General features: G+C 40.2%; 6 protein-coding genes and 2 pseudogenes. 3 read left to right on the top strand and 5 right to left on the bottom strand.

Annotated elements, in window-relative coordinates; translation table 11 throughout:
- Positions 1-67 precede the first annotated feature (67 nt).
- The 5 genes and pseudogenes from EAH57_RS01700 to EAH57_RS01715 all read right to left on the bottom strand — a co-directional run.
- Positions 68-6,211: pseudogene (locus EAH57_RS01700) on the bottom strand (BapA/Bap/LapF family large adhesin); the annotation flags it as partial.
- A 252-nt stretch (positions 6,212-6,463) separates the two neighbouring features.
- Positions 6,464-6,763 (bottom strand): annotated as a pseudogene (locus tag EAH57_RS16250) (BapA/Bap/LapF family prefix-like domain-containing protein); the annotation flags it as partial.
- A 374-nt stretch (positions 6,764-7,137) separates the two neighbouring features.
- Positions 7,138-8,637: a cation:proton antiporter gene (locus EAH57_RS01705; protein ID WP_121928574.1), complete on the bottom strand. Its 1,500-nt coding sequence runs from the start codon at positions 8,635-8,637 to the stop codon at positions 7,138-7,140.
- A 130-nt stretch (positions 8,638-8,767) separates the two neighbouring features.
- Positions 8,768-9,661, bottom strand: a complete 894-nt coding sequence (locus EAH57_RS01710) for a neutral zinc metallopeptidase (protein WP_121928575.1) — start codon at positions 9,659-9,661, stop codon at positions 8,768-8,770.
- A gap of 37 nt (positions 9,662-9,698) precedes the next feature.
- Positions 9,699-10,622 carry a DUF808 domain-containing protein gene (locus EAH57_RS01715; RefSeq protein ID WP_121928576.1) on the bottom strand — a complete coding sequence of 308 codons (924 nt, stop codon included), beginning with the start codon at positions 10,620-10,622 and terminating at the stop codon, positions 9,699-9,701.
- Positions 10,623-10,786: 164 nt separating this feature from the next.
- On the opposite strand from EAH57_RS01715, the gene trpS reads away from it, so the two are divergent.
- From trpS to EAH57_RS01730, 3 genes are all read left to right on the top strand, one after another.
- Positions 10,787-11,800 carry a tryptophan--tRNA ligase gene (gene trpS, locus EAH57_RS01720; RefSeq protein WP_005195577.1) on the top strand — a complete coding sequence of 338 codons (1,014 nt, stop codon included), beginning with the start codon at positions 10,787-10,789 and terminating at the stop codon, positions 11,798-11,800.
- A gap of 417 nt (positions 11,801-12,217) precedes the next feature.
- On the top strand, positions 12,218-12,862 hold the full coding sequence (locus tag EAH57_RS01725) for a YqiJ family protein (protein WP_121928577.1): 645 nt from the start codon (positions 12,218-12,220) through the stop codon (positions 12,860-12,862).
- A gap of 32 nt (positions 12,863-12,894) precedes the next feature.
- The gene (locus EAH57_RS01730; RefSeq protein WP_121928578.1) at positions 12,895-14,604 is read left to right on the top strand and encodes a flotillin family protein; all 1,710 of its coding nucleotides are present in this window, start codon (positions 12,895-12,897) and stop codon (positions 14,602-14,604) included.
- Positions 14,605-14,608 lie beyond the last annotated feature (4 nt).

The following is a 14,608-nucleotide window of genomic DNA, read 5'->3' on the forward strand; positions in this document are numbered from 1 at the left end:
TATTTTTATCAGTTCAACATAACAAAAAAAAGAGAACCCGAAGGTTCTCTTTTTTTAAGCGTAATAATTAGTAAATAATTTGACCATTGTTAAGTAAGTCTTGCAACGTAACCTCGCTTGTAATGTTAGTTAATTGCAATAATGGGGTTTCGGTATACGTACCTTCAAGAAGTAACCCACCATCTCGGTCAACACTAACGGTAACGGTCTGAGTTCCTTCATCATAGCTAATATCAATATATTGGCCGATGGTAAGCGCATTTTGAGAACCATCTAATAAGTTAGATAAATCAATCTTATCCGCTTGTCCATCAGTTGCTGTATCACCTAAATGGAAATCAGTCCAAGTATCTACTCCTCCACCCGATGTGTTACCACCCGTCGCATCCGCTATATTCAAAATACTATAAATCAATGTGTCTGAACCATTTCCAAGCGTAAAGGTATCATTCGCAGATGTACTCAATACTGTTTGATTTAATTCAGCTGTTACATCAATCGTAAGTGATGAAATAGACTCGGTTCCATCTAGACCAACTAACTTATAATCAATTACATCAATCGCAGGAGTTACAGTCGCATCATTGGCTTGATAGTAGTAACTACCATCCGTATACATGACTAACTGCCCTTCACCAGTATCAATCAATTGACCTGCTGCAATCTCGTAAAGACCAGTAACAGGATTCAATACAAACAACTGAGAACCTTCGAATACATCAGCTACACCGCCAGATGCATCACCATTCAAAATATTTCCTTGAATCCAATCTGATTGGCCATCGGCAATATATTGATTGAGGTATACAAAGTCTTGGGCTACCGAAACTGTAGAAGCATAGTTTGTTACAGAAGCCCCGCTTGTTGATACTTGTAGTGTATATGTACCTTCAGGAACATCAGCAAATACTACTTGTGCAGTGGTACCTCCAAGTAAATCGAGCAATGCAGTTTCAGTAGCTGTTGCGACAGTTACACCCAGTGCATTAACTAATGTAAACGTATAACTAGGGAATAAACCTGCTATTGACGCTCCCATTTCGGCAGTAATCGTCAGATCAGATGCTGTACCAGCTGCAACAGTAATTGCTCCAGAAGAACTACCAGATTTAATTGGATTCAATATGGATGAAGTAGTAGAGAAACTGAAGACATCTGTATCAGCAATACTACCTGTTTCATTCACCATACTGACAGTTGCATCATTCGCATCAGGATTTGCCACTGGTGCAGGTATTACAGCATCCAACGATGGATCTGCTGTATCCCAAGTGATATCAACATCAGGTGAACCAATTTGTATATGCAATGTGGCTGTGTCTGTTCTGCCAGTAATTAGATCAGTCACGGTATATACAAAGCTATCTACTTTACCGATATTCGCAGTATCTGCTATCGCCTGATAGCTATAACTTCCATCAGCATTTAATGTCAGAGCACCATAAACACCGCTGATAATCGTTGGGGTACCAACCACTACTGGAGAGGTATTGCCATTTTCTGCTTCAACAAAAGTCACAACAGAGTCACTAGTAATATAGTCAGGCATATAACCAGTACCATAAACTGTTGAATCATCATCAGTAAGAACATTGCCATTTACAGTATTAGCAACCAATGTTGGCGGTTGAGTAATATCACCATGATTCAATGTAATGTCAGCAGTAACACTACCTAAAGCTGTAAGCAGTGTGTCACTTTCCATGAACAGTTCGTAGGTACCAGCGCCAAGATTATCAACTTGGAATTCGACAGTAGAACCAAAGATTCCAAGTAGATCGATCAGACCAGTATCACTATTGTCAGCAATTACAGTTCGAGAACCATCTGGATTAACTCGTGTTAATACGACATTCAAACCATCAATCACAGTTACAAGTGAACCAAAATCAACTGAGATTAAAGCATCTGTGAGATTACCTGGATCAACCGTAAATGTTGCTGTACCTTCGTTTGCACCAATAACTATGCCACCGACACCAAGTAACCAACTATAGCTAATTGCATTATCCAATACTTCTTGAGTAACTGGATAAACCATATCGATAGATGCTGACTCAACATTATCCATAGCATCGACAGGAAGTGGGCTGTTAATAACAGCCGGTTGAGACGGATCTAGATCATTCCATGTCATATCAACACTGTCACTATCCAGATGTACATAGAGTATCGCATCTGAAGAATTGCCCGTTACAGGATCAAGTAACGTGTAAGTAAACTGCTCCACTTGACCAAGGTTTAATCCATCTGCGGTCGGTGTATAAGTATAATTACCATCTTGATCTATGACTAGATTTCCATAAGTACCAATAATGGTTGTTCCTGCTGGATCGATAGCAACTCCATCAACCATTGATATGATGGCATTACTGCTTGCTGCATCAACATCACCAGTTATACCAGAATCATTAATTACATTTCCTGATACTGGCACAACTGAATAACCATCAATAATGAATGGGTTATATACATCCATTGTTCCAGTTAAAGTGCCACCCAAGCCTATACCTAACAAACCGTCATAACCAATAAATGCTCTATATTGACCAGCATCTAGCCCTTCGAGTACAGCTGTTGGTGTACCACCTATTAGAGATAAACTAATCAATGAAGCTTCAGGATTGTCACCGCCTACTGATACCCATTGCCCAGTCGTTGCATCAAATTTTTGAACAACAATCGCATAATCACTTAATAGATCAGCTGTCAATAATGCATCAAAAGCGAACGTTGCTGTACCTTCGCGATTTTCATCTACTGTAAATGCAATAGCATCATTACCAAGTAATTGAAGATCTAAACCAGCCAAAGAAATTGCTGCAAGATAGCTTGCACTTCCAAGAGCAACATCATCAGCAACGAGCAACGGTTCTGGGTTAATTTCCGCAACAGCAAGATTATCAACGGCTTTCACTGAACTTAACTCAATCGTTAAAGTAGCTTCTGCCGCGTCTCCGGTAACAGGATCAAATAACGTATAGACAAATACATCAGTTTGACCGACACCAGCAGCATCTAAATTAGGCGTATACGTATACGTACCATCAGGATCAATCACCAAAGTACCGTAAGTACCATTAATTACTGTATCAGCACCAGTTACTGGTTGACCATTTACAGCAGTTAAAATAGTCGTTGGCGTTACAATATCAGTCTCACCACTGGTATTAATATCTGTAATGACATTACCATCGGCGTTTTCAGTATAATAGCCACCGATTTGAGTTGTATCATAGACATCCATAGTTCCAGTTAAGGTACCGAGTAGACCAATACCTGCGAGTCCTGTATATGTCATAAATGCACGGTACTGGCCTTCTTCTAGTCCTTCGATTACAACACCTGGTGTTGAACCTAATAATGTCAAGTCCAGAATATCAGCTTCACCACCACCATATATTGAGGTCCATTGGCCTGTTGTTGTATCAAATTTTTGAACAACTAATGAGTAATCTGATAATGCATCAACACCAATTAGAGCACTATATGTAAATGTTGCTGTACCTTCTTGATCTGCAGCTACGTTGAAATCAATCGATTCCGAACCTAACTGTAAATCTAGTCCAGCAAGTGAAATTAGCGCTAAGTAAGTTTCACTGCCCAACGCGGCATCATCTTGTACTAGTAATGGTTGCGGAGCCAGTACAGCAGTATCTGTATTATCAAATGCTGTTATTGAGCTTGTACTAAGTATAGTTAAAGTCACATCTGCATCTGCAACATCAACGTTACCTTCGCTATCCACTGCTTCCGCGTGGATCACGATCTCACCTGTGATTGGATCTGCTGTACTTGCATCAAGCGTCGCGGTAATAAAGCCATTGGCAATATCTGCGGCTGTCACGGTGTAGTCTGTGCCATTCACATTCACTACGGTGCCATCTACTGCATCTGGTCCTAAACCAACTTGGACATCAAATACACCATCTGTACCGAGTTCATCTGCATTCAAGATGCCATCACCATTCAGGTCTTCTGGCAAGGTGATTGCTGTGATCAAGTCTTGGGCTACGGTATCGATGATCACAGTCACATCTGCATCTGCAACATCAACGTTACCTTCGCTATCCACTGCTTCCGCGTGGATCACGATCTCACCTGTGATTGGATCTGCTGTACTTGCATCAAGCGTCGCGGTAATAAAGCCATTGGCAATATCTGCGGCTGTCACGGTGTAGTCTGTGCCATTCACATTCACTACGGTGCCATCTACTGCATCTGGTCCTAAACCAACTTGGACATCAAATACACCATCTGTACCGAGTTCATCTGCATTCAAGATGCCATCACCATTCAGGTCTTCTGGCAAGGTGATTGCTGTGATCAAGTCTTGGGCTACGGTATCTAAAGTAATAGTAGCTGTATCAGTTCCAATATTTCCTGCTTCATCTGTTGCAGACACAGTGATTGTATTAGCCCCTTCATTTAAAGCTGCCAAGCTATCATCTGCGAGAGTCCACGTACCATCACCATTGTTGGTTGCTGGATAGTCCACTCCATCTACAGTTACTACAATCGTCGCTGTCGGATCATCAATCGTACCGCTCAATGCAGGGGTTGAATCATTAGTTATAAAATCATCCACCACTATATTTGGCGCTACGGTATCAATGGTGATCGTACCTGTAGTGCTACCTTCGTTACCTGCTGCATCTGTGGCTGTCACTGTGACGGTGTAGTCACCATCTGCAAGTGCTGCCAAGCTGTCATCAGCGAGAGTCCATGTACCATCGCCATTGTTGGTCGCTGGATAGTCCACTCCATCTACAGTCACTACAATCGTCGCTGTCGGATCATCAATCGTACCGCTCAATGCAGGTGTACTGTCATTGGTCAATACATCATCAATCGTCACAACTGGCGCGGTGATGTCTGCTGAAACTGTTCCTGTACCTGGTGCTGATTCATTACCCGCTGCATCTGTTGCTGTCGCAGTAACTTCATCACCATCAACTAAACCACCTGGGTTCGGTACTGTCCAACTGCCATCCGGTCCAGCAACAACCTCTGCTGTACTACCATCTGGGAAGGTCACCGTCACCGTCGAATCAGGTTCTGCTGTACCACTAATCGGATCTGTGGCATTGATTGGATCAAGCACTGGAGCATCTGGCGCTACGGTATCAATGGTGATCGTACCTGTAGTGCTACCTTCGTTACCTGCTGCATCTGTGGCTGTCACTGTGACGGTGTAGTCACCATCTGCAAGTGCTGCCAAGCTGTCATCAGCGAGAGTCCATGTACCATCGCCATTGTTGGTCGCTGGATAGTCCACTCCATCTACAGTCACTACAATCGTCGCTGTCGGATCATCAATCGTACCGCTCAATGCAGGTGTACTGTCATTGGTCAATACATCATCAATCGTCACAACTGGCGCCAAAGCATCAACAATCGCTGTGGTTGGATCTGATGTATTGCCTGCTGGATCTGTTGCGACTGCGGTAACTTCATCTCCATCTTCTAATCCTGGATTTGGTACTGTCCAACTACCGTCTGGTCCAGCAACAACCTCTGCTGTACTGCCATCTGGGAAGGTTACGGTTACCGTCGAATCAGGTTCTGCTGTACCTGTAATTGGATCAGTGCCATTGACTGGATCAATTACCGGAGCATCTGGCGCAACAGCATCTACAATCGCTGTTGTTGGATCGGATGTATTGCCTGCTGGGTCTGTTGCTACTGCGGTAACTTCATCACCATCTTCTAAGCCTGGATTTGGTACTGTCCAACTGCCGTCTGGCCCAGCAACAACGTCTACTGTACTGCCATCGGGGAAGGTCACCGTCACCGTCGAATCAGGTTCTGCTGTACCTGTAATTGGATCAGTGCCATTGACTGGATCAATTACCGGAGCATCTGGTGGGGTCACATCAACGTTATAGACTTGGCTATCTGTTACTGTGCTGCTATTGCCTGCGGCATCTGTAAATTTAACTGTCGCATCTATGGTTTTGTCTGCATCTGCCAGTAAGCCGCTACCAGGTACTGTTGCACTCCACGTTCCATTTGCTGCATTTACTGTTGCAGTATAACTAACACCATTTACAACAACAGTAACCACTGTTGTGGCTGCATCTGCTGGAATATTAGTGAGTTTACCTGTGATAGTCACATCACCGGCCGCTTCAGCTACATTCAATACATTATCTGATGTCAACGGATCAACATCAAAAACAACATCGTCTGTATTTGGAGGGATTGTATCTGGATTGTTATTGTTATTGTTGTTTTTGCTACCACCACCACTTGCGGCAGCGATAATACCACCAGCCACTAGTGGCACAGCCCATAACCAAGGGTTCATGGCAGCATCATGATACAATAAGGGCTCTATCGATTGAATAGGTTGAAACAAGACATCTGATACAGGAGCTTCTACAACTTCAGGTACTGCTGCAGGAGTTTCTTCTAAATACACAGCCCCTTCAGCATCAGCATCAGCATCAGCATCAGCATCAGCATCAGCATCACTTTCCGCATCCTTAAACTTAGCCCAAACTAACTGCCCATTCTCGTCCTGAATGACAAGGCTATTGTCAAGATTATTATTTTCATTGAAGAAGTTTTGAATAACTATTTTTTCTCCATTCTTCAAGAAAACAACGGCATTTAATCCTTCTCTCTTAATTACAAGTATGTCCGCTAAAGGAACTTTAATTAATACTACTGCTGCCTCAGAAGGTAGAGTCGTAGTATTTTCCATTGTATTAGAAAGCGTTTTATGACTTTCCTTGGAAATTATTTGTATTTCAGACATGGTCCTGTTCCTCAATTATAATGTATTTGTTTTCAACTGCTTATCATTTAAAGTGCTAAAATTTCACGTATTTTTGTATTTTTACATCCGATACAGTTATCACATCTACTCTAAACCAATTTTTAAAAATGTTAAACAGTCCTCAAAAAAAAATAGTTTTGCGTGACAAGCCCGAGTTCACAAGAAAATTCAAGCTTTTATTTTTTAATATTTTTTTTTATTTATTTGGTTTTTAAATTACATTAAAGCATCAATAGATATGAAAACTGTATTAACTTTTATTAAATAAATAAATCACATTAAAACTAATCCCCCTTATATAAATAATTTATTTTTTATATGCTATATTAATAACTTAGCATAGCAACTTAATATTAAAAGTTATCAGGATCCTCCAAACGTCTCACTTCTTCTCGTTTATTTGGGTGATGCATGGTTGCAACCCCATCCTCAGTTTTTTGATCTAATAAAACTTCTGGATTATAAATTGTAATAATTTCTTTACCAGCCGAATCCTCACCAAGAATATATTTAAAACCACGTCGATTCATCTTATTACACATGCGCTGATAAAAGCCTTTTAAACCATTAGTTTCCTCATTTGGATTATAATAAAAAGCATTCATTACGGCTGGTAAGCCTAAACCACACACCACACCAGACAGCAACACACTAATAAAAGTATAACCAATTAAAATACTACTATAGGCGCTAAGTGCAGGGATATTTGCAACAGCAAGAATCAATGCTAACGAAATCCCACCTCTCACACCGCCCCAAGATAAAATCGCTAGACTCCCGTTATAACTCTTTTTACGAAACGAAGGAAACAAAGCAAATGCAGAAAAATTTGCGACGAATCTGGATAAATGCAAGATAAGGAAAGCAATAACGCCTCCAATAATCAAACCTGCATTTAAGTCTAAAATGAATAACTCCAAGCCAATTAAGGTAAAAAGGAATGAGTTAATGATCCCTTCGACGGTATGCCAAAAATGATTCACCTCACGTATTTCGCGCTGCTCACGAATCTCTTGCCATTTATTACCGACAATCAAACCACCGATAACACATGCAATTGGAGCCGATGCATGAGCAAATAAAGCAACGAGATAAGAGCCGCTTGCAAGTAAAGCAGTAGTTAAAATCAATGATTCCATTTCATGCTTGCCACGTAACAAGCGCAAGATACCCAACCCAAATGCAAAGCCAATGATCACAGCAACAATAATTTCATATAACAAGGTTTCAACTGTTGCGATTAATGAAAAGTGTTCACCCTGTATAACATTGAGCAATGTCATAAATAAGGCAATACACATTGCATCATTGAACAACGACTCACCTTCTAGCTTAACCATTAGATGATGTGGTGCGCGAATCGAGTTCAATACCCCCTTAACACCAATGGGATCAGTTGCACCCAAAGCTGCGCCAAGGAGTAATAAAACTATAAATGGGACAGGATAACCAATGAGCCATTGAAATAAGTATAATAGCCCAGCATAAAAACCAGCACAGAGTACCAATGCAATCGTGGCTAAAATACTGATTGGCTTCCAATAATTCCTCAAGTCTGAGATCTTAAATTTCAAAGCGGAGGAAGTTAAGATAAAACAAATTACACCGTTAATTAAAAAATCGTAAAAGTCGATATTTCTTACAGCAGCTTCAATATTATGAATATTAATAGTAATAAACTGATTACCACTCAATAAACTCGCCCCCCACTGCAATATAAAAACAAAAATTGCAGAAACAATAGGAACACCTATGGCTTGTGGGAAACCCAATATACGTTTATTAAAAATAGTCGTTGCTATGGATAATGCAAAAATCACCGTTAATGCTTGTAAAAGAATATAATTACCCATATAACCTCTTTATTGTTCTCAACTCAAAACACTACATTTCATCTAAATTTTAAAAATATCATTCGCTAGACTTAAAAAATCAACACGCATAATCTGCACAAATAAGAAACAAATGAAAAATATCAGCTACTTAGCCAAAGGTATTGCATTGATTAATATCACCTGATTTCAAACCTTGCTGAAACCAATGCATACGCTGCTCGCTGCTGCCATGCGTAAAACTATCTGGTACGACCTGCCCTGTAGCACGTCGCTGTAAATAGTCATCACCAATCTTTTTGGCAGCATCCATCGCTTCTTCAATATCCCCTTGCTCTAGAAACTGCGTACGTTGATGATTTTGGTGTGCCCAAATCCCTGCAAAACAATCTGCTTGTAACTCCAAACGAACTGAAAGTTGATTGCCTTGAGTTTGACTCGCTTGAGCACGTGCTTGCTGCACTTGGCTCGAAATACCCAATAAATTTTGAATATGGTGCCCGACCTCATGAGCAATCACATACGCCTGAGCGAAATCACCTGCTTGGTCTTGACGAGAAAGTTCCGTTTGATTTTGCTCACCTGAAATGCCCATTTGCTGTCGCATATCTTTAAAGAAAGAAGTGTCAATATAAACCTTCTGATCAGCAGGACAGTAAAATGGCCCCATAGCCGCTTGTGCCGAACCACAACCAGAACGAACCACACCACTAAATAAAACCAACTTGGGTGGTTTATAAGTCATTCCTATTTGCTGAAAAATAGGTGTCCACGTATCCTCTGTATCAGCCAAAATGGTTCCAACAAAATCACTTGCTTCTTTTTGATCAGCGGTTAAATTTTGAGGAACACTCCCTTCTTGAATAGATTGAGCACTCGTTACGGCTTGAGTTGCCTGATAGGCCTGTTGTGGATCAACGCCAAAAAATTTCCATGCAACAAAAGCGATTACCAAACCTATAATACTAATACCACCAGCTTTTGCTCCGCCACCACCACGACGGTCTTCAACATTGCTACTGACTCTACGACCTTTCCAACGCATAAACACCTCACACGCTTACGATGATGACGATCTCTTTCTAAGCAGATGCTTTTGACCATACTTTTTGAATAAGACCCACGACAATCAATACAATCACACCAGCAACTAAACCGATCCCAAAATTGATCAATGTCGGTGTTACAGCCCCAATGATGGAGCCGACACTTGGGATTAGTTCTAAATGATCTACTGTTTCTTCAGTAAAATGATGCAGCAAAGGGATGGTATGTGCGATGATTCCACCACCCACTAAAAACATCGCAATCGTTCCGACAATAGATAAAGTTTTCATTAAAACTGGCGCAAAAGCGAGTAAACCACGCCCTATTTTATTTTTAAATTCAGAAACTTGTTGTGTTAAATATAAACCTAAATCATCAATCTTAACGATCATTGCGACCAAACCGTAAACACCAATCGTCATCGCAATAGCGATCACGCTTAATACAGATAATTTAGTCATAAATGTCGCAGTTGCAACTGTACCTAACGAAATCACCACAATTTCAGCAGATAAAATAAAGTCGGTACGAATTGCGCCCTTTACTTTATCCTTTTCAAACTTCTCTAAATCAACCTCGACTTTTTGTAGGCTTTCATTCGCCTCTTCAGCTGTTTTTGCTTTTTTATGATGGAATGTGTGTACTACTTTTTCCACACCTTCATAACAAAGAAATAAACCACCAATCATTAATAATGGGTTAATTAACCATGGGGCAAAAACACTAATCAACAGAGCTAATGGGACTAAAATTAATTTATTTACAAACGACCCTTTTGCAACACTCCAAACAACGGGTAATTCGCGATCCGAACGGACACCACTCACTTGTTGTGCATTGAGCGCTAAATCATCTCCCAATACACCTGCTGTTTTTTTTGCAGCCATTTTGCTCATGACCGCAACATCATCTAATACCGTTGCAATATCATCGAGTAATAACAATAGACCACTGGCCATTTTATTTCCTAGTTTGTAGTTATTTTTACTATTGTAGAATCACTCAATAAATTCACAACATTAATTTAATAAAAATTTGAAGCAATCGCTGACGAAAAAAAATTATTTACCGTACAATAATCCCAATCTTATATTGATCAAATCACTGAATCTTGGAACATATCATGAGTAATGCTGATAATCGCCCAATCATTTTGACAGGCGACCGCCCTACTGGACAACTTCATCTCGGACACTTCGTCGGTTCATTACGTTCACGTGTAGGTTTACAAGATAGTCATCATCAGCACCTTTTATTGGCAGATGCTCAAGCACTCACTGATAATGCCGATAATCCAGAGAAAGTACGCAATAACATTCTGCAAGTTGCGTTAGATTATTTAGCGGTCGGTATTGACCCAAGTAAAACCACCATTTGTGTACAGTCTTGTTTGCCTGCACTCAATGAACTCACGATGATTTATCTCAACTACGTTACCGTAGCGCGTTTAGAGCGAAATCCAACTGTGAAAGCAGAAATTCAGCTTCGTAACTTTGAACGCGATATTCCAGCGGGTTTCTTATGTTATCCAATCGCTCAAGCAGCAGATATCACTGCATTTAAAGCGACGGTTGTCCCTGTTGGTGAAGACCAACTACCAATGATTGAGCAAACCAACGAAGTTGTTCGTCGTGTCAACCGCCAAATTGGTCATGATCTATTGCCTGAATGCAAAGCATTATTATCGAATATGGCGCGTTTACCTGGTTTTGATGGTAAAGCCAAAATGTCAAAGTCTTTGGGCAACACCATTGTGTTGAATGCTTCAGATAAAGACATCAAAAAAGCTGTGAACGCGATGTATACCGATCCAAATCACTTGCGAATTGAAGATCCAGGTCAAGTGGAAGGTAACATTGTATTTACTTACCTCGATGCTTTTGATCCAAACAAAGCAGAAGTAGAGGAGTTAAAAGCACATTACCGTCGTGGTGGTTTAGGTGATGGTGCGGTGAAAAAACGCCTAGAAGGTATTTTACAGGAGCTGATCGCCCCAATCCGTGATCGTCGTGCAGAGCTAGAGAAAGATCCTGATTACATCATGGATATTCTCAAACAAGGTACTGAGAAATGCCGAGATATTACGCAGCAAACGCTGGATGAAGTAAAAGCAGGATTAGGATTATTCAAATTCTAATTTAGTTCATTTTTCACAAAAAAAGTCCACAAAATGGGCTTTTTTTGTATAAACACTTGATTTAAGTCTAATTAAAGAACTTTTCTTTAAAATCAAAAACTAACACTTTTTGTCACTTATTAACATCTATTAACAGTAGGTAACACGAATACCCATGAATCTGGTCAGGTTTTTAAATAATATAGCGAAGTAGGTTAGCAAACACTAATCTCATGACATTTCTCCTTTTCAACCGAAACTGTTTTAAACAGATTCGTTGTTCAACGCAGTGATCACCCCAATCATTGCGTTTTTTTTTCGCCTGCAACAACGCGTAATTTAAGTTGAATTTAAAGTCACTTACACTTATCCTTATAACTGTTTTATTTTTATAAAAATTTATTAATTCTTTCAAAAAAAGAAATAAGAGTAATGCGAATGATTTTAGAACTCCTCACCCATCCATCCAATGTTATTTTTAGCATTGCATTATTACTATGTTTATTTATTGGTGTTCTTGAAATCATTTTATTATTACTGGGTGGCAGCTCTAGTTTTTTTGAGCAATTTCTACCAGATAGCCTAACTGAAATCAATAATGCCGATGTCTCGATTGAACATTCAAATAATGTATTTACTCAACTTCTAGAATGGTTATATCTGGGTAAAGTTCCACTATTAATTTGGCTGATCATTTTTCTAACGGCTTATGGGCTAACAGGCTTAATTATTCAGAATATTTTTTTCTTTTTGACTGAGCATTATTTTTCAGCTTGGTTGATCGCACCAGCATGTTTGTTTCTTTGTATGCCTATTGTGCGCTATAGCGCTGCTTTCGTTGCAAAAATTATCCCAAAAGATGAAACCACCGCGATTCATAGTGATGAACTGATTGGACTTACCGCACAGATTATTTTGGGTGAAGCAAAACCTAACTCCCCTGCCCAAGCAAAAGTTAAAGACCAATTTGGTCAGACACATTATGTCTTGGTTGAACCAGAACTTGATATTATATTTTATCAAGGACAAGACGTTATTTTAACGCAAAGAACCAAAATTGGCTTTCAAGCAATTGCCACTTAATTTTTTATATTATTTACATAGAGGGTATTTAAATGCTTACTTCAGCATTGACTGAAATTCTAATTATTACGGGTATTATTTTTGCTGTACTGATTTTTATTGGTGTTGTAATTACTCGATTATATACACGTTCAAGTAAAGAAGTCTCTTTTGTGCGTACAGGTTGGGGCGGTGAAAAAGTGATTTTAAATGGCGGTGCGATTGTACTACCAGTTTTACATGAAATCATTCCTGTAAATATGAATACCTTACGCTTAGAAGTAAAGCGTGCTGCTGACCAAGCTTTAATTACACGCGATCGTATGCGTGTCGATGTTATGGCCGAGTTTTATGTTCGCGTTAAACCAACGGCTGAATCAATTGCAACGGCTGCTCAGACGCTGGGTAGAAAAACCATGTCCCCGCCTGAACTAAAAGACTTAGTTGAAGGTAAGTTTGTAGACTCTTTACGCGCAGTTGCCGCAGAAATGGCAATGGAAGAGCTACATGAGAAACGTGTCGACTTCGTGCAAAAAGTTCAGCAAGTGGTATCAGAAGATTTATCAAAGAATGGTTTAGAGCTTGAAACAGTGTCATTAACAGGCTTGGATCAAACCAGCTTTAAGTTTTTTAATCCGCAAAATGCGTTCGATGCTGAAGGTTTAACCAAACTAACAGAAACCATTGAAGACCGTCGTAAAAAACGTAACGATATCGAACAAGATACGGATCTTGCCATTCGCAGTAAAGATTTAGAAGCTGAACGTAAACGTCTTGAAATTTCACGTGAAGAAGAATACGCAAAACTACAACAAGAGCGAGAGATTTCAATTCGAAAAGCTGAACAATCGGCTGAAATTGCGTCTCAAGAAGCTGGCAAAAAACGTGAAGCAGAAGAAGCACGTATTGCTGCTGAGCGTGAAGTTGAATTAAAGCGTATTGCCGCGGCGCGTGATGTTGAAAATGAAAATATTCAAAAAGCACAGCTCATTCAAAAAGCGGAAGTTGAACAAAAGAAAACCATTGAACTTGCAGAGCAAGATCGTGCCATTGCCATTGCTGAAAAATCTCGTGCTGAATCTGAAGCCAAAGCGCAAGCCGATAAAGCGCGTGCTGAAGCAGTAAAAGCTGAAGAAGAAGTCATCACCGTACGTGAAACACAACGTGCAGAGCGTCAGAAAGCCGTTGAATTGGTTGCAGCAAAACAATCTGCTGAGAAAGATGCGATTGCGATTACGGTGGCTGCTGATGCAGGTAAAAAGGCTGCTGCTGATGAAGCTGAGGCAGTCCGTATTGGGGCTGAAGCCGAAGCTGAGAAAGTTCGCTTAAAAGCAAAAGGTGAAGCGGATGCAAAAATATTGCTTGCTCAAGCCTTAGAAAAACAATACCAAGTTGATGCTGAAGGTACACGTGCTGTCAATGAAGCAGCCAACGTACTCTCTGCTGAACAGGTAGAAATGCAAGTACGCTTAGCACTTCTTAAACATTTACCAGATATTATTCGTGAAAGTGTTAAACCAATGGAAAATATTGATGACATCAAGATTTTACAGGTCAATGGTTTAGGTGGTTTTGCTGGTGGAAGCGGTGCATCTGGCGAAGCAGTTGAAAATGGCCAAGCATCTTTATCAGATCAGGTCGTGAATAGCGCCCTACGCTATCGCTCACAAGCGCCTCTCATCGATAGCTTGATGAGTGAACTTGGCTTACAAGGCGGTGATATTAATGGCTTAACTCAAGGGCTAAAACCAAAAGCTGAGTAATTAT

This window comes from Acinetobacter sp. 2JN-4 (assembly GCF_003687745.1).
Taxonomy (GTDB): Bacteria; Pseudomonadota; Gammaproteobacteria; order Pseudomonadales; family Moraxellaceae; genus Acinetobacter; species Acinetobacter halotolerans.